The organism is Xaviernesmea oryzae (assembly GCF_900109605.1).
In the GTDB taxonomy this organism is placed as follows: domain Bacteria; phylum Pseudomonadota; class Alphaproteobacteria; order Rhizobiales; family Rhizobiaceae; genus Xaviernesmea; species Xaviernesmea oryzae.
Genome location: NZ_FOAM01000009.1, coordinates 87,837 through 103,580 on the forward strand (window position 1 = coordinate 87,837; position 15,744 = coordinate 103,580).

Annotated in this window: 13 protein-coding genes; 5 read left to right on the forward strand and 8 right to left on the reverse strand. The window is 63.5% G+C overall.

What is annotated here, in order from left to right; all coding sequences use genetic code 11:
* Window positions 1-279 precede the first annotated feature (279 nt).
* Complete coding sequence (locus BMX61_RS12985) at window positions 280-1,767, reverse strand: carnitine 3-dehydrogenase (RefSeq protein ID WP_075626652.1); 1,488 nt, start codon at window positions 1,765-1,767, stop codon at window positions 280-282.
* 128 nt (window positions 1,768-1,895) lie between these two features.
* The gene (locus BMX61_RS12990) at window positions 1,896-2,798 is read right to left on the reverse strand and encodes a 3-dehydrocarnitine:acetyl-CoA trimethylamine transferase BcoG (protein WP_075626653.1); all 903 of its coding nucleotides are present in this window, start codon (window positions 2,796-2,798) and stop codon (window positions 1,896-1,898) included.
* A 231-nt stretch (window positions 2,799-3,029) separates the two neighbouring features.
* Between BMX61_RS12990 and BMX61_RS12995 the strand changes: the two genes are divergently transcribed.
* Window positions 3,030-3,980 (forward strand): GlxA family transcriptional regulator, encoded by a 951-nt coding sequence (locus BMX61_RS12995; RefSeq protein ID WP_075626753.1) that lies wholly within the window; start codon window positions 3,030-3,032, stop codon window positions 3,978-3,980.
* Window positions 3,981-4,297: 317 nt separating this feature from the next.
* Here BMX61_RS12995 and BMX61_RS13000 read toward each other — a convergent pair whose 3' ends face one another.
* From BMX61_RS13000 to BMX61_RS13015, 4 genes are all read right to left on the reverse strand, one after another.
* Window positions 4,298-5,356 carry an ABC transporter ATP-binding protein gene (locus tag BMX61_RS13000; RefSeq protein ID WP_075626654.1) on the reverse strand — a complete coding sequence of 353 codons (1,059 nt, stop codon included), beginning with the start codon at window positions 5,354-5,356 and terminating at the stop codon, window positions 4,298-4,300.
* Window positions 5,353-6,183, reverse strand: coding sequence for an ABC transporter permease (locus BMX61_RS13005; protein WP_075626655.1), 831 nt, complete (start codon window positions 6,181-6,183; stop codon window positions 5,353-5,355). The genes BMX61_RS13000 and BMX61_RS13005 overlap by 4 nt, the downstream gene beginning before the upstream one ends.
* A complete protein-coding gene (locus tag BMX61_RS13010) occupies window positions 6,180-7,115 on the reverse strand; it encodes an ABC transporter permease (protein ID WP_083639341.1) in 936 nt (311 codons plus the stop codon). Before BMX61_RS13010 ends, BMX61_RS13005 begins: the two co-directional genes overlap by 4 nt.
* Before the next feature lie 93 nt (window positions 7,116-7,208).
* Window positions 7,209-8,264, reverse strand: coding sequence for an ABC transporter substrate-binding protein (locus BMX61_RS13015; protein ID WP_092742729.1), 1,056 nt, complete (start codon window positions 8,262-8,264; stop codon window positions 7,209-7,211).
* Between the two features lie 568 nt (window positions 8,265-8,832).
* Between BMX61_RS13015 and BMX61_RS13020 the strand changes: the two genes are divergently transcribed.
* Both BMX61_RS13020 and BMX61_RS13025 read left to right on the forward strand, forming a co-directional pair.
* On the forward strand, window positions 8,833-10,353 hold the full coding sequence (locus BMX61_RS13020) for an amino acid permease (RefSeq protein ID WP_075626657.1): 1,521 nt from the start codon (window positions 8,833-8,835) through the stop codon (window positions 10,351-10,353).
* A 250-nt stretch (window positions 10,354-10,603) separates the two neighbouring features.
* On the forward strand, window positions 10,604-11,299 hold the full coding sequence (locus BMX61_RS13025; RefSeq protein WP_075626658.1) for a ParA family protein: 696 nt from the start codon (window positions 10,604-10,606) through the stop codon (window positions 11,297-11,299).
* A gap of 121 nt (window positions 11,300-11,420) precedes the next feature.
* Here BMX61_RS13025 and BMX61_RS13030 read toward each other — a convergent pair whose 3' ends face one another.
* The gene (locus BMX61_RS13030) at window positions 11,421-12,818 is read right to left on the reverse strand and encodes a L,D-transpeptidase family protein (RefSeq protein WP_092742717.1); all 1,398 of its coding nucleotides are present in this window, start codon (window positions 12,816-12,818) and stop codon (window positions 11,421-11,423) included.
* A 464-nt stretch (window positions 12,819-13,282) separates the two neighbouring features.
* Here BMX61_RS13030 and BMX61_RS13035 point away from each other — a divergent pair, with 464 nt between their 5' ends.
* Both BMX61_RS13035 and BMX61_RS13040 read left to right on the forward strand, forming a co-directional pair.
* A complete protein-coding gene (locus BMX61_RS13035) occupies window positions 13,283-14,101 on the forward strand; it encodes a DUF4432 family protein (RefSeq protein WP_075626660.1) in 819 nt (272 codons plus the stop codon).
* 229 nt (window positions 14,102-14,330) lie between these two features.
* Window positions 14,331-14,669 carry a protein tyrosine phosphatase family protein gene (locus BMX61_RS13040; RefSeq protein ID WP_075626661.1) on the forward strand — a complete coding sequence of 113 codons (339 nt, stop codon included), beginning with the start codon at window positions 14,331-14,333 and terminating at the stop codon, window positions 14,667-14,669.
* An 86-nt stretch (window positions 14,670-14,755) separates the two neighbouring features.
* On the opposite strand, the gene BMX61_RS13045 is transcribed toward BMX61_RS13040, so the two are convergent.
* The gene (locus BMX61_RS13045) at window positions 14,756-15,703 is read right to left on the reverse strand and encodes a DMT family transporter (protein WP_407703769.1); all 948 of its coding nucleotides are present in this window, start codon (window positions 15,701-15,703) and stop codon (window positions 14,756-14,758) included.
* Window positions 15,704-15,744 lie beyond the last annotated feature (41 nt).

Sequence of the window (15,744 nt, forward strand, 5' to 3'; positions counted from 1 at the left end):
CATCTAGCTCGCCTGGAAGAGGCTCAAAGCTTTTGACGGATTGCCTCTCGGTCAGGGCACCTCTTGAACGATAGCCTGTTTTGCGGCGTTTGAGGCCTTTCATGCGACATGAAATGGCGCAGCAGGACTAGAGGTGCCGAGAAGTTGGGCCAGCCTTAAAATCAGGCAGTTTCAAAAGAACACATGATTTTTGCCGGCGCAACCCCGGCTGCACCGTGAAATGTCCGGGTAGCTCTGGCTATCCAAAGCTAATCCCAGGATGTCTGTGGGACAGGCGCGTCAGCGCGCCTGTCCCACATGCCGGCCCACGCCTTGCGGCAGGGTGAGGCCCGCATGCGCCTGCGCGATCGGTGCCAACCGGGCCAGCACCTCGGCCGGTGCCGGCGCGGCCTTGCCGGCGGCGCTGTCGACATGCAGCATCATCTGTTCCGCCGTGGCCAGTACAGTGCCCGATTGGGCGTCGTTGATCGTCGAGAAGAGATGCAGGCGCTTCTCGTCGGTCTTGAGAAGCTGAACGGTGGTGTAGAGGCTCTGGCCAAGCCTGGCTTCGCCGAGATGGCGCAGGTGGCTCTCGACTGTGTAATAGCTGTGCCCCGCCTCGACATAGGCCATGTCGACACCGATAAGCCGCAGAAGCGCATCCGCCGTATCGCCAAAGAGCTGGAGATAGCGGTGCTCGGTCATATGGCCATTATAGTCGACCCAGGCGGCGCTGACCTTGGCTTCGACCAGACGCAAGGGGGCGGCAAGATCCGGCGCCGGCTTGGGTTTGGCCTGGGACCATAAGCGCTTTTCGAAATCCGCAAGCAGCTTGCCGGCGCCCCAGCCTTCGCCGCTATTGCCGCCTTTCAGCGCCTGGAAGATCCCGACCAGATTTTCATCCCGGATGCGCTCCAGCTCGCGGATCGACCGTCCCTTGGCCTGAACGTCGGATTGCGCTCCGATCTTCTCCACCAGCGCCTCGTCGAGATCGACGACATCGGTGAGCTTGGTCCAGGGCCAGGCGAGACAAGGGCCGAACTGGGCGAGGAAATGGCGCATGCCTGCTTCGCCGCCGGCAATGCGATAGGTCTCGAACAGGCCCATCTGCGCCCAGCGCAGGCCGAAGGAATAGCGGATCACATCATCGAGCGTTTCCGTGTCGCAGATATCGTCATGGATCAGCCAGAGCGCCTCGCGCCACAGCGCCTCCAACAGGCGGTCGCCGACGAAAGCCTCGATCTCCTTGTGGATGACGACGCCCTTCATGCCGATCTGCGCGGCTGCGGCTTGGGCCCGAGCGATGGTCTCCGCCGTGGTCTTCTGCCCGCCGACCAGTTCGACCAGGGGCAGGAGATAAACGGGATTATAGGGATGGGCGACGAAGAAGCGGTCGGGATGGACCATGTCGCGCTGCAGATCGCTCGGCAGTAGACCTGAGGTGGAGGAGCCGATCAGCGCGTCGGCGCGGGCGTGGCGGTCGATCTCGGTCAGCACGCCGCGCTTCAACTCCAGCCGCTCAGGCACGCTTTCCTGAATCCAATCCGCCTCTTCCACGGCCTCCTTCAGGCTCTTGCAGAAGATGAGCTTTCCACGCGCAGGCAGCGGCGCCATGGTCAGCATGGCATAGGCGCGCTCCGCATTGGCTAGGACCTCACCGATGATCCGCTCGGCTTCCGGATGCGGATCATAGATGCGGGTATCGATGCCGGCGAGCACGAAGCGGGCGGCCCAGGCGCCGCCGATAACGCCGCCGCCGATGCAGGCGGCCTTGGTGATGGTGGTCATTTGGCAGGTCCTTCCTAGAGCATTTCCGGTGCCCACGAAATCACCGTCAATGCTCTATCTTCTTGTTTTTACCGCATTGTCCGACGCCGAAGCGATCACGCTTCGGCTGGAAATGCTCTAAGATCGGCTTAGCGCTTGGCGAGCTTCAGCTTTTCGCGCACCTCGGCCGGGCCGATCACGCGCGCGCCCATGCCCTCGATGACCGTCGCGGCCTTTTCGACCAGCTCGGCATTGGTGGCGAGCCGACCCTTGCCGAGATAGAGATTGTCCTCCAGCCCAACCCGAACATTGCCGCCTGCCAAAACGGCCGCCGCCGGATAGGCCAGCGCATTGCGCCCGATGGAGAAGGCCGAGAAGGTCCAGCTTTCAGGCACATTGTTGACCATGGCCATGAATGTGTTGAGGTCGTCCGGCGCGCCCCAGGGAATGCCCATGCAAAGCTGGATCAGCACGGGATCTTCGATCAGCCCTTCCTCGACCAGCTGCTTGGCGAACCAGAGATGGCCGGTGTCGAAGGCTTCGATCTCCGGCCGCACGCCGAGCGCCGTCATCTGGCGTGCCATCTCGCGCAGCATCGAAGGCGTGTTGGTCATCACGTAATCGCCGAGCGAGAAATTCATCGTCCCGCAATCGAGCGTGCAGATTTCCGGCATGCAGGCGGCGACATGGGCGACGCGCTCGGTGGCGCCGGCCATATCGGTGGCCTTCTCATTGAGCGGGAAGGGCGCCTCGACCGAACCGAAAACGAGATCGCCGCCCATGCCGGCGGTCAGGTTCAGGACCACATCGACCTCGGCCGAGCGGATGCGGTCGGTCACTTCGCGATAGAGATCGAGCCCGCGCGCGGCAGCGCCCGTTTCCGGATCGCGCACATGGCAATGAACCACGGCCGCGCCGGCCTTGGCGGCATCGATGGCGCTTTCGGCGATTTGCTTGGGTGTGATCGGCACATGGCCTGATTTGCCGGTCGTGTCGCCCGCGCCCGTGACGGCGCAGGTGATGAAGACGTCGCGATTCATGCTGAGCGGCATTTGCTCTCACTCCCTTGGCGCATCGATCTGGCTCTGGGCCAGGCGCCCTCTTGTTCCCCGGCCTCCTCGCGCTCTTTCTGGCGGCGATGAAGGTCACAGGCTGATTACGAGGCAAAGCCCAAGAGAATGCTTTGCTGCTTCAGCAGTTTTCTTTACAATTTCGGCAGCGAGATTGCGAAGGAGCGGCTTTTGAGCGGGGAAGCAGAGGACCGGCATATCGATCTGTTGATCATGCCCGAGACCAATCTGATCCTGCTCGCCTCGGTGATCGAACCCCTACGGGCGGCCAATCGGATTGCCGGCCGGCGGCTCTATCGCTGGACGCTGCAGAGCCCCGATGGCGCGGCGATCGAAACCACCAGCGGCGTGAGCATCGCGGTCGCTTCTGCCTTCTCGCCCGGCCCGTCGCACGACCCGCTGTTCATCCTCTCCAGCTATCATTGGCGGCGCGGGCTGAGCGCGACCCTGCGCCGGCAGCTTTCCCAGGCTGCCCGCTTCCGCAGCCTTATCGCCGGCATCGAATCCGGCTCTTGGCTGATGGCGGAAGCAAGCCTGCTGGATGGCGGCGCGGCCGCTCTGCATTGGGAGGATGCGGAGGAATTTGCCGCCGCCTATCCGCAGATCAAGGTGACCTCCGCCCGCTTCGTCATCGACGGCAAGCGGATCACCACCGGCGGGCCGCTGCCGACGCTCGATCTGATGCTGGAGCTGATCCGGCGCGAGCAGGGCTATTCCCTGGCGCTCGAAGTCTCCCGCCTGTTCATCTATGAGCCCGATCGGCCATCCGAGACGCTTTCAAGCGAGGCCTTGCCGCTGGTGGCGCCGATGCGCCTGCGCGATGAGAGGGTGAAGGCGGCGCTGGCATTGATGGAAGCGCAGATCGAGACGCCTGTGGCGCTCATCCGCATCGCCAAGCGCATCGGTGTGAGCGTGCGGCGGCTGCAGGATCTGTTTCAGGACAGTCTAGGCGTCACCCCGCATACGCATTATCTGGCGCTGCGGCTGAACGCCGCCCGCAGGCGGGTCATCGAGACGACGGCGCCGCTCGCCGATATCGCCGCGGCCACCGGTTTCAACTCCGCCGCCGCCTTTTCCCGAAGCTACCGCGCCCATTATCGCGAGAGCCCCCGCGAGACACGCCAGCGGCTGCGGCCGCAAGGGAAGATGGCGAGGTTGTTTTGAGGGATGGATGTCGTTGCGAACTTGAGGGATCTGTCAATTCTAAACCAATGGCTTAGCATATCTTGAAAGCGCTTATCGCAGTACACGACACAAAGGTTTCACGGCTTGGCGGCCCCCTCATCCGACCCTTCGGGCCACCTTCTCCCCGATGGGGAGAAGAGACCTGGACGCATCCGCCCAGCCCCAAGTTAGGGCGGCGCTTGTGGCACAAGCCTCCTCTCCCCAGCGGGGAGAGGGCAGGGTGAGGGGGTCTTGCGAACGCAGACGTTCATTTTGATAGTTGAGGCCATGCCATTGGGGCAACCCGACCCACAACCTCAATCGCGCAGCACCAGAAGGTCGGCGGCCGAGAAACGCAGGGTCACGCGTTCGCCGAGCGCCGGCGGGGCGAAGCCGGGGCTGTTGAACATGTCGAAGGAGATCAGGCTCTCGCCGACGCGCATGCGGGTGCGCACGACCGAGCCGAGGAAGTTGGAGCTGACCACCTCGCCGGTCAGTGCCGTATCCCCGCGCGCGCCATCCAGGATCGAGCCCGATTCCGGGCGCAGCGCCAGCGTCACGGTTTCGCCCGATGAGGCCGCGAGCACTTCCTTCAACGTGACGATCTGCTCGCCGATCTTGACCGTGCCGGCCGCGGGGTCGGCGACCGTGACATCGATCAGGTTCAGCGTGCCGACGAAGGAGGCGACGAAGCGTGTGGCCGGGCGGTTGTAGATTTCGAAGGGCGTGCCGATCTGGTCGGCCCGGCCGCCATTCATGACGACGATCCGGTCCGAAATCGACAGCGCCTCTTCCTGGTCATGGGTGACGAAGACGGTGGTGATCCCGAGCTGCTTCTGGATGGCGCGGATTTCTTCGCGCAGCGACACGCGGATCTTGGCGTCGAGGGCCGAAAGCGGCTCGTCGAGCAGCAGCACCTGCGGCTTGGGCGCGAGTGCGCGCGCCAGCGCCACGCGCTGCTGCTGGCCGCCGGACATCTGATAGGGGTAGCGCTCGGCCAGGTGCTCCAGGTGAATGAGCGCCAGCATGTCCTTCACGCGGGCCTCGATGGTTGCGCGGTCGGCGCCGGCGACCTTCAGCCCGAACGCGACGTTTTCCGCCACCGTCATATTGGGAAACAGCGCATAGGCCTGGAACACCATGCCGATCCGCCGCCGGTTCGGCGCCGTCAGCGTCACATCCCGGCTGTCGATGGAGATGTGCCCGGCCGATGGCGTCTCGAAGCCGGCGATCATGCGCAGCACCGTCGTCTTGCCGCAGCCCGAGGGCCCGAGGAAGGAGATGAATTCGCCCTTGCCGACGGCGAGGTCGAAATCGCGCACGACGGTGGTGGCGCCATAACTCTTGGAGGCCTTGGCGATGGTCAGAAAGCTCATGCGGTCTTCCTCCGGGCGAGGGGATTGAAGGCGGCGCCGCGCCGGCGGCGGGATGCACCGGGCTTCGCATTGGCGAAGATCTGCATCAGCACCATGCAGGCCCAGGTCAACGCGAAGGAGAGAACAGCGAGCGCCGCCGGCTCATAGGCGCGGTCCTGGCCGATCTGCACCAGATAGGGGCCGAAGGCCGGCCGGTTGAGAAGGCTGGCGAAGACGAATTCGCCGAAGGAGATCGAGAAGGTGAGGAAAGCGCCGGAGACGATGGCCGCGCGCAGATTGGGCAGGATCACCCGGAAGATGATCGTGCTCCTGTTGGCGCCGAGGCTCTCGGCGGCTTCCGTCAGCGTGCGGATGTCGAGCGTCTGCATGCCGTTATCGACCGAGCGGAAGACATAGGGCAGCGACAGCGTGGCATAGCCGATGACCAGCATCAGATTGGTGCCGGCCGAGGAAACCGTCAGCGGCAGCAGCGAATCCGACCCATAGAGCCTGAGATAGCCGAAGACGATGACGATGGGCGGAATGATCAGCGGCAGCAGCGTGATGAACTCGACCACCGGCTTGACTCGCGGCATCTTCAGCCGGACCCAGTAGGTGGTGGGCACGACGATCAGCGTGCTGATGAGAATGGCAACCAGCGAGGTCACGGCCGAATAGCTGAGCGTCGACAGGAAATTCGGATCGGCAAAGACCGAGCGATAGGCCTGGAAGCTCCACTGTCCGCGCAGCATCTGCAGCGAGAACTGGAAGGTGGCATAAAGCGGCACGAGGAAATAGCTAGCGGCGATCAGCACGATCACCAGCGAGACGATGCGCGAGATCTTCATGCGCGCCACCTTTCCGCGCGGCTGCGCAGGACGAGATAGAGAACGTTGGAGAGCCCCGCGATCAGGATCATGCCCAGCGCCAGCGCATAGCCGAGATTGGGGTTGTAGAGCACATTGCCGCGGATCTGCGCGAACAGCATGATCGGCACGACGTCGAATTGCGAGCCGGTCAGCGCATAGACGGTGGCAAGCGTACCGAAGGCATTGGCGAAGAGCAGCAGGAAACAGCCGAGGATCGAGGGGCTAAGCACCGGCAGCGCCACCATGCGCCAATATTGTGCATGCGAGGCGCCGAGGCTTTCGGCGGCTTCGCGCCATTCGGTCTTCAGCCCGTCCAGCGCCGGCGTGATGATCAACACCATCAACGGCAGCTGGAAATAGAGATAGGTGAGCGCCAGGCCCCAGAAGGAAAAAAGATTGAAGCCCGCACCATAGATGTTGAAACCGAAAAGTTCGCGCACGAGCACCGTGACGATGCCGAGACGGCCGATGGTGGCGATGAAGGCGAAGGCAAGCGGAATGCCGGCGAAGTTCGAGGCAACACCGGAAAAGGTGATGAAGGCGCCGCGCACCCAGCGCGGCAGCCCGCCCAGCACCAATGCCCAGGACAGCAGCAGCCCGGCCGCCGCGCCCAGAAGGGCCGAAACCAGGCTGAGCTTGATCGACAGCCAGTACGAGCCGAGAATGGCCGGGCCGGTCAGCGCGATCAGATTGTCGAAGGTGAAGGTGCCCTCAGGCGTTTGGAAAGCGCCGGTGACGAGATAAACGATCGGCAGGATCAGGAAGAAGGCGGCGAAGAGCGCGAAGGGCAGAAGGCCCAGCCAGGCCCAGTTTGCCCGGCGCGGCGCCTTCGCGCCCGGCAGGCCCGCCGGCGCGCTGCGCGCCGATCCGCCCTGCGAAGGCGGGTTGAGAAGATCGTCCGCGACCGTCATCTTGCGTCCTGATCGTTTCGGGAAAACAGGGAGACTGCGCAGGAGCGGCGGCCCCTGCGCAGTCGGACTCTCACGCGCCGAAGCGCCTGAGGCTTACTGGCCGCTCATGACGCCCGGCCAGGCTTCGCCGATGACCTTCTTGGCGGTGGCCTGGTCTTCCAGCGTCGGGAAATGCGCCTTTTCATAAGCGGCGGCTGGCGGCAGCTTGGCCAGGATGTCGGCCGGGATCTTGTTGTTCTTGGCAAGGTCGTTGAAGCGGATCGGGTGGCAATAGCCCTTCAGCCAGCCGATCTGGCCTTCGTCCGAATAGAGATATTCCATCCAGAGCTTGGCGGCGTTCGGATGCGGGGCGAAGGCGGAGATCGCCTGGACATAGACGCCGGCGACGACACTGTCGGAGGGAACGACAACTTCGACAGGCGGGTTGCCGGCCAGCTTGTCGCGCATGGCGAGCACGTTATAGTCCCAGTCCATCAGGATCGGCGTGGTGCCCTGGGCCATGCCCTGGGCCGAGCCGTTGACGGCGACCAAATTGCCGCTCTTCTTGATCTCCTTGAAGAAATCCACGCCAGCCTTGGCGGCCTCTTCAGCGGTCTTGGCGCCGGTGGACATGCCGGCGGTGTAGACCGACATCAGCGAGGAATTGCCGGTGCGCGGATCGCCGGGCATGGCAACCGAGTTGGCATATTTCGGATCCTTCAGATCCTTGAAGCTCTTGGGTGCATCCTTGACGATATCCGTGTTGATGCCGAGCGCGAGAACGCCGTAATAATCGCCGTACCAGTAGCCTTCGGCATCCTTGGCGCTGTCGGGGATCGAATCCCAGGTCGACACCTTGTAAGGCTGGATCAGGCCGTCCTTCTTGGCGGCCGGGCCGAAAGAGAGGCCGACGTCGATGACATCGGGGGCCTGCGGGCCACTATTGCCCTTGTTGGCCTTGATGGCCTCAATCTCGTCGCCCGAGCCGGCATTCGGGTTCAGCTCGTTGACCGAGAGGCCATACTTGGCCTTGAAGCCGGCGATCACATCGCCATAGCCGCACCAGTCATGGGGCAGCGCGATGGTCGTCAGCGTGCCTTCCTTCTTGGCGGCGGCGACGAGTTCAGCGCTCGGCTCGGCGCTGGCAACGGCCGTCGTCGCCATGATCATGGCGGTGGACAGCGACAGCAGGGTACGGATCTGAGACAGCACGGTGTTCTCCTTTGGTTTCGTCGACCGCGTCTGCCGTGCTGATAGTGATGCTGGATGAAGCTTATGTGACAGCTATAGTTGATAAGGCTCAGTCTAGATCCTGCATTAGACTTCGTTTCATTTAGAAAGATTCGATGTAGTAGCGCGAGCTCCGACCGTCGGTTGCATGTGCAAAGCCTCCAGGGAAAGCTTGATCCTATGTCGGCAAAGGAGCATGATCCCGATATGTGGTTTTGGCGGAGAGCGGCTGATCAGCCCCTTCGTGCCCCCGCATCCCATCCGGCGCCAGACCGGAGCACGCCAAAATTCGGATCACGGGAGCGAAACGTCCCCAGCGAGGTCAGCCATCGGCACAAGCCGGAGGCTGCATCTCGACGCGCATGCTGCGGTTCCATGATGGGCCCGAAGCGCCGCGTCCTGCGCTGCGGGGCCGCTTTACGGCAAAGGGCTCCAGCAGCTTCCGAAGACCGGCGGGCTGAGGGCCGATGATCGCGCCCCGCCTGCCCAAGGCAAAGGGGAGCTTATCATGGACAATCCATCTTCGGGCGTCAGCTACAAGCGAGCGGATGCCAGCTATTTCGAAAAACGCGGCCTGTCGCGCTATGCCGGCGTCTGGTCGCTCTGGGCGCTCGGCGTCGGCGCGGTGATCTCGGGCCATTTCTCCGGATGGAACCTCGGTTTTGCCACCGGCGGTTGGGGCGGCATGCTGGCCGCCGGCGTCATCATCGCCATCATGTATCTGGGCCTCACCTTCTCCATCGCCGAGATGAGCCCGGCGCTGCCACATACCGGCGCTGCCTATTCCTTCGCCCGCACGGCGATGGGTCCCTGGGGCGGCTTTCTCACAGGCCTGTGCGAGAATGTCGAATATGTGCTGACGCCGGCCGTCATCGTTACCTTCATCACCGCCTATGTAAACTCGATCCTGGGGCTCGATCCCGCTTATTCGCCGCTGGTCTGGGTAGTCTTCTATGTCCTGTTCCTGGCCTTGAACATTTTCGGCCTCGAACTGTCCTTCAAGGTGACGCTGGTCATCACGCTGGTCTCGCTCGGCGTGCTCGTCTTCTTCTGGATCAGCGCGATTCCCGCGATGGATTTTTCCCGCTGGGCGCTCAATATCGGCGTTGGCCCCGACGGCGTGCCCATGGAACTGCCCGAGGGCAACGGCCCCTGGTTCCCCTTTGGCATCTCCGGCGTGCTCGCCACACTCCCCTTCGCCGTCTGGCTGTTCCTGGCGATCGAGCAATTGCCGCTGGCGGCCGAGGAATCGGTCGATCCCAAGCGCGACATGCCCAAGGGCATCATCCTCGGCATGATCACGCTGATGATCTCGGCCTTCATGATCGTTCTGCTCAATCCCTCGCTGCCCGGCGTCGGCGCCTTTCACCTCGGCACGGCGCTGGAGCCGCTGCTCGATGGCTTTAAGGCGGTCTATGGCGATGGTGGGGTCGTGTTGCTCGGCCTGGTGGCGCTGACCGGCCTGATCGCCAGCTTCCACACCATTCTCTATGCCCAGGGCCGGCAGATCTATTCGCTGTCGCGCGCCGGCTACTTCCCGACGGTCTTGTCGGTCACCCATGCGCGCTACAAGACGCCGCATGTGGCGATGATCACCGGCGCTATCGTCGGCCTGGCGGTGATGATGGCGATCTGGTTTGCGCTGGGTGCGGAAGCCGGCGGCAGCATCATCGGCAGCGTGCTTTTGAACATGGCCGTCTTCGGCGCCATGTTCTCCTATATCATGCAGGCCATCTCCTTCATCCTGCTGCGGCGCAAGCTGCCCGGCATTGAGCGGCCCTTCCGCTCGCCGCTGGGCATTCCCGGCGCGGTGCTGACGATCATCATCGCCGTGGTGACGCTGCTCTACCAAGTGCAGGATCCGAATTTCACCAAGGGCGTGCTCTGGGTGGCGCTCTGGTTCGCCGCCGCGATCGCCTATTTCGCCGTGATCGGCCGCCATCGCCTGATCCTCTCGCCGGAAGAGGAGTTCGCGCTCGACCATCAGGAAAAGGCGCGCGCCGCGCTGAAGGTGCAGCCAGCCGAATAACGAGCCTTGTTGCCACACGGGGGGAGGCGGCAGCCGCCTTCCTTCAATCTATGTGCTTTTATGAGAAAAATTTGTTTTAGTTTTACTGAAACTGGAGCGAAGGTTTCCAACTCGTTAATCCTCCGGCGCGGCGTTTAGGTTTTGTTAACCCTGTTTTGAAAAGCTCAGTCTCACGGGACGCATCCTTTCATGGCGTCTGCGGAAGAGCCATGCGGGCTCGGCCAGCTTTCGGACGGGACAACGAAGCATCATGCCAGTCATTACATTTGCAAATACCAAGGGCGGCGCAGGAAAGACTACGGCGGCTCTGCTTTTGGCCACCGAACTGGCGCGTGGGGGCGCGCATGTCACGGTGCTCGATGCCGATCCGCAGGCCTGGATTTCTTCCTGGGCCCAGACCGGTTCCGCCCCGCGCAATATCGATGTGATTTCGGCCGTCACGGCGGCATCCATCCAGGGTCATCTGACCGCCGCCCGCCGCACCAGCGACTATATCATCATCGATCTTCCCGGTGCGCGCGATACGCTGCTGGCCAATGCATTGGGCTGTTCGGACCAGGTCATCATTCCCATTCAGGGCTGCGCCATGGATGCCAAGGGAGGCGCCCAGGTTCTGGAGCTTCTGAGCCGTCTTGAAAAGAGCGCCGGCATTCGCATTCCGCATGCGGTGCTGCTTACCCGCGTCAATTCGCTGGTCACCACCCGGGCGCTGCAGATGGTCAAGGCGCTGCTTGCCGAGCGGCAGGTGCGGGTGATGGATACGCCGATCATCGAGCGCGCTGCCTTCCGCGATATTTTCGACTGTGGCGGGGCCTTGACCGACATGGACGCCCTGCGCGTCTCCAATCTCGACAAGGCCTTGGAAAATGCCCGCGCCTTTGCCGATGAAGTGCGCGCTCTGCTGCCCTATCGCAACACGCGTGGCATGCTGCGCCGCGCGGCCTAACCGAAGACAAGAGCATCGAGCCGACTGCGATTGGCAGCACGATGCACTGGCGCCAGAGATGAAAAGGGCCGCGAAGCTCAAGACTTCGCGGCCCTTTTCATGACCAGGATGTGTCTGGACGTCAGTCCAGGAATTCGACGACCGTGCCGACACTGACCATCTTGGCGAGCGTGGTCGCGTCCCAATTGGTCAAGCGCACACAGCCATGGCTCTGGGTCTTGCCGATCTTCGAGGGCTCCGGCGTTCCGTGAATGCCGTAGGTCGGTTTGGAGAGCGCGATCCAGACGGTGCCCACAGGTCCGTTCGGCCCTGGCGGCAGGGTCAGGATCTTGTCGTTGTTGCCCTGCTTGAAGTTGATCTTCGGATTGTAGGTGTAACCTGGATTAAACGCGATGCGCTCCACCGTCACGGTGCCGGATGGCGAGGGCGTGTCGGCGGAGCCGATCGAGGCGGGATAGGCGGCAATCAGCCGGTCCTCGGCATCATAGGCCAGAACCTGCTTGCGTGCCTTGTCGGCGACGATGCGGGTCACCTTGCCGGTCTTGGGCGGGGCGAGCGCCACGACCTTGATGATCGTGCCGGGGACGGTGAAGTCGATGCCGGGGTTGATCGAGCGCAGATAATCCTCGTCCATATGGAACTTCTCGGCCAGCATTTCTGCCGTCGACGTATAGGACAGATGCGGCAGCGCCGCCTTATGCGCATAATCCTCCGGGATTGCCGCGACATAGGGGCCGGCGGCATCGGCCGCGGTGATCGTGTAGTTGGTCAGCGGCATGCCGCCGTTCAGTCTCAGGCGTTCGAGAATAGCGTCGGTGTCATTGGGGTCGAGCGTCTCGCCCGTCGATTTCTGCCAGGCCTCGATTGCCTTGGTGACGTTCGAGCCGGTCTTGCCGTCGATGGCGCCGGGCGAGAACCCTTCCCGGTCGAGGAAGACCTGCAAAGCCACGATTTCAGCGCTGGATTTCTTGCCGATTGCCTGGGCGGCGGGCATCGGTTCGCTGCGCGGGCCGGCTTCGACCGGCGGCAGGGCCAATTGATCATTGTCGTCGGCAGGCGGCAGGGCAGCCTGCTGATCGTCGTCGACCGGAGGCAGGGTGCCGGGCAGATCGCTGCGCTCGACGCCGGGCGGGATGATGGAAGCGCCATAACCGCGCCCGTAATTGCTCGTGCGGTGGCGCGGGTCGCGATAGTCGGGCGCGCCCGTCGACGCCTCGCGCGGATCGCCGTAATAGCCGGGCTGTGAGGTGCCGAATTCGTCGTCCGGATTGGGCGGAGCGACGCGGCGCTGATCACGTGCCTGGTTATAGTCCGGGTGCCGCTCGCCCATGACCGTCGCGATCACATTGCCCCAACGGTCGATCAGGACGGTGCGTCCGCGCTCGTCGCGCATGGCGCGCACGGTGCCGGCCTCCGGCATGTAATCCAAGATCTCGCCCTGTGGGGTGACCAGCACCGCATTCGGTGAAATGCGGACGAAGCGGTCCTGCGCCTGCGCACCGGACAGGCCGAGCGCCATGGCGCCAGCTGCCACGAGAAGGGGAAGGCGGAATCGCAGTGCTAGGGTCAAGGGATGTGCCTGTCGGATATGGTTCGGGTCAGTGCGGGCGCAGCGCCGCGCAAGTTCCTGTCGGGATGGCGCAAAGCGGATGGCGCTGCCTGAAGCCCGCGCCCGATGTCGGCCATGGGCCCGCTCGATTCGCCGCTTCATGCGCTGTCCACTCGAATCCCGCTGGATACGTGCCAGCGCTGTAGATCGTGAATTGGACCTTAATATGAAAAAACTCAATTCATTATGAACACGGTCTTAAGGCCCGGTACCGCCCTTGCCAGCCCGCCGAAAACCCTTGCAGGATGAAGGCATGCAAGGCCCAAACTTGGGTTGGAAAGAGGATGCCGATGATCAGACCGCCCGCACTATCTGCCGGAACGACGCCGCAGGATCACGGACGTTTCCGCATTCTTGAAGCGAGGAGGCGTGCGATGCGCGTGGCCTTCGACCAAGCGTCGGCGCTCGATCTTGGTTCGGTGATCCTCGGGGGAGTGGAGCTTGCACCCGGCAAGGCCATTCCGTCGGATGGCGACCCTCGAATCGATCACGCCCTGCAAGGCTTGCTCTTCACCTGTGGGCCCGACCATATCCGCCATCCCGAGCCGGTCGAGGGCGGGCGCGGCGCTTTCTATCCGCTGCACGGATCGCTTGCGGCGACGCCGGTGGCCGATCTCTCCGTCAGCGAACAGGCGGATGGCGCCTTTGTCCTCGAAGGGCATATGGACATTGCGCTTGCCGACGGTGGCGCGGCGCGCCTGCACCGGCGCTGGCATTTTGCCGCAGATGGCACGCTGGCGCTGGGAGATCGCCTTCTCAACATCGGTGCCGAGCCCTTTGCGCCGATGATGATGTATCACGTCAATCTCGGCGGTGCTCTCCTGGGAGAGGAAACGCGGATCGAAGGCGCGATGCTTGAGGATGGCGCGTTCCCGTGGCGGTTCGGGGAAGGGGAGAGCAGCCATGTCTGCCTGCCGGCTCACGCATCGTCCGAGCAGGGCTGGGCAAGCGTCCGGCTCGGCCCCCTGCCGGGGCTTGGCGGCGCGGTGCTGCAGCTTGATTTCGCGGTGGACGGGCTTGCCTATTTGCAAATGTGGCGCTGCCAGCGCGGCGCGGCAAATGTGTTCGCGCTCGAGCCGGTCTCCCATCGGATCGCCAAAAGGCCGGTTCTGCAGGACGCAGGCGAGATGCCCATGCTGGCGCCGGGCGAGGCGAAAGACTTCGCCCTTCGTCTCCTGCTGTTGCCGGCCTGATGCGACAAGCGCCGGGCAACGGTGCATTGACGGCGCTTGCCGGCTCGGCCTAGATCAGCCGGCTGGATCCGTTTCATCGGCATGCGGCGCGGCATTCGCTGGCTGGCTCTGCCGACGCCCGTCGCGGGTTTCTGCGGTCGACCCAGGTGGCGGCATGGTCGCGGACGGCTCGCCGATCCGCCTGACGAGGTGAAGGCTGCGGGACAAGGCTTTTATAAGGAGTAGAATGATGGACATTCGCCAGATCACCGACGAATATTCGGTCACCGGACAGATCTCCGAGGACGATCTTCAGACGATCAAGGACCTGGGTTTCCGCTCGATCGTCTGCCATCGGCCGGACCATGAGTCACCGGACCAGCCGGAATTCGCGGCCATCGCCACGCGCGCACGCGCCCTGGGACTGGAGATCACCCACATTCCCGTCGGCCCGATGGGCGTGACCGCCGATGCGGTGCGCGAGATGGTCGATGCGCTCGACAGCTTCGAGCGCCCGATGCTGGGCTATTGCCGTTCCGGCGCACGCTCCACGGCCGTTTATCAGCAGACCCAGCATCTGCGCGGCTGACCCTCTTCGTTGCCGTACATGCGAACTGCGGCGGCATCTTCACGGCGTCTTATCGACAGCCTGATGCCGCAGCTGGCAAGCCGGGCTCAGATGGCCGGCGGCACCGGCATGGCGGCGCGCTTCAGCCGATGCTCGCGCCAGATGATGTAAAGACCCGAGGCGATGATGATGGCAATGCCCAGCCACTTCAGCGTATCCGGCAATTGGTCGAAGACCAGCCAGCCGAACAGGGTCGCTGACACGATTTCCAGATATTGGAGCGGCGCGAGAACCGAGGCCGGCGCGGCACGATAGGCATAGACGCCCAGCACGCTGGCGATCGTGGCCGAGACGCCTGTGCCGAGGAGATAGAGCAGGGTGGTCGCATCCGGCATGACCGGACCGATCACTTCAATGTCCATGCCGGCGCCGAGGATCAGCAGCGCACCGGCAAAGATGGCGCCCCAGATGCCGGCATAAAATTGCATGGACCACGGATCCTCGCTCTTGGCCACGCGGCGGGTGACCAGGAGGAAGATGGCGATGGCGAGCGCCGAAATCATCGGAAGGAGCGCCATGGGCCCGACCTCGCGAAAGCTCGGCTGGATGACCAGCATGGCGCCGAGGAAGCCGACGGCGCAAGCCGTATAGCGCCGCCAGCCGATCGTTTCCTTCAGGAAGATGCCGCCGAGAATCGTCAGGATGATCGGCTCGACGAAGAAGATGGCAATGGCATCGGCCAGTTCCATGACCTTCAGCGTGGCGACGAAGGAGAGCATGCTGACGACCAGAAGGCCGCCGCGCAGCGCATGCAGCGCCATTGTTCTGGCACCGACACCGCGCAGAGCGCGGCGCATCAGCACCGGCGGCAGAAGCAAGGCGGCCTGCAGCACGAATCGTGAAAAGGCGACCTCGCCGGCCGGGACGGTGACCACGGCCAGCTTGGAGAACACGTCGATGACGGGTGACACCAGCACCGACAGGACCATGAAGGTCAGCCCCAGGGGTGTATCGTCGCGCCGCGCCACCGCGTTGATGCTGCTCATCTGCGAAATGCCTTCTTCATAGGAATGAATCAGCGCCGCCAGGCCGATCG

Coding starts and splice junctions, on each gene's coding strand:
- BMX61_RS12985 (WP_075626652.1), bottom strand. CDS start 1,767: ATGACCACCATCACCAAGGCCGCCTGCATCGGCGGCGGCGTTATCGGC.
- BMX61_RS12990 (WP_075626653.1), bottom strand. CDS start 2,798: ATGCCGCTCAGCATGAATCGCGACGTCTTCATCACCTGCGCCGTCACG.
- BMX61_RS12995 (WP_075626753.1), top strand. CDS start 3,030: ATGCCCGAGACCAATCTGATCCTGCTCGCCTCGGTGATCGAACCCCTA.
- BMX61_RS13000 (WP_075626654.1), bottom strand. CDS start 5,356: ATGAGCTTTCTGACCATCGCCAAGGCCTCCAAGAGTTATGGCGCCACC.
- BMX61_RS13005 (WP_075626655.1), bottom strand. CDS start 6,183: ATGAAGATCTCGCGCATCGTCTCGCTGGTGATCGTGCTGATCGCCGCT.
- BMX61_RS13010 (WP_083639341.1), bottom strand. CDS start 7,115: ATGACGGTCGCGGACGATCTTCTCAACCCGCCTTCGCAGGGCGGATCG.
- BMX61_RS13015 (WP_092742729.1), bottom strand. CDS start 8,264: ATGATCATGGCGACGACGGCCGTTGCCAGCGCCGAGCCGAGCGCTGAA.
- BMX61_RS13020 (WP_075626657.1), top strand. CDS start 8,833: ATGGACAATCCATCTTCGGGCGTCAGCTACAAGCGAGCGGATGCCAGC.
- BMX61_RS13025 (WP_075626658.1), top strand. CDS start 10,604: ATGCCAGTCATTACATTTGCAAATACCAAGGGCGGCGCAGGAAAGACT.
- BMX61_RS13030 (WP_092742717.1), bottom strand. CDS start 12,818: ATGGCGCTCGGCCTGTCCGGTGCGCAGGCGCAGGACCGCTTCGTCCGC.
- BMX61_RS13035 (WP_075626660.1), top strand. CDS start 13,283: ATGCGCGTGGCCTTCGACCAAGCGTCGGCGCTCGATCTTGGTTCGGTG.
- BMX61_RS13040 (WP_075626661.1), top strand. CDS start 14,331: ATGGACATTCGCCAGATCACCGACGAATATTCGGTCACCGGACAGATC.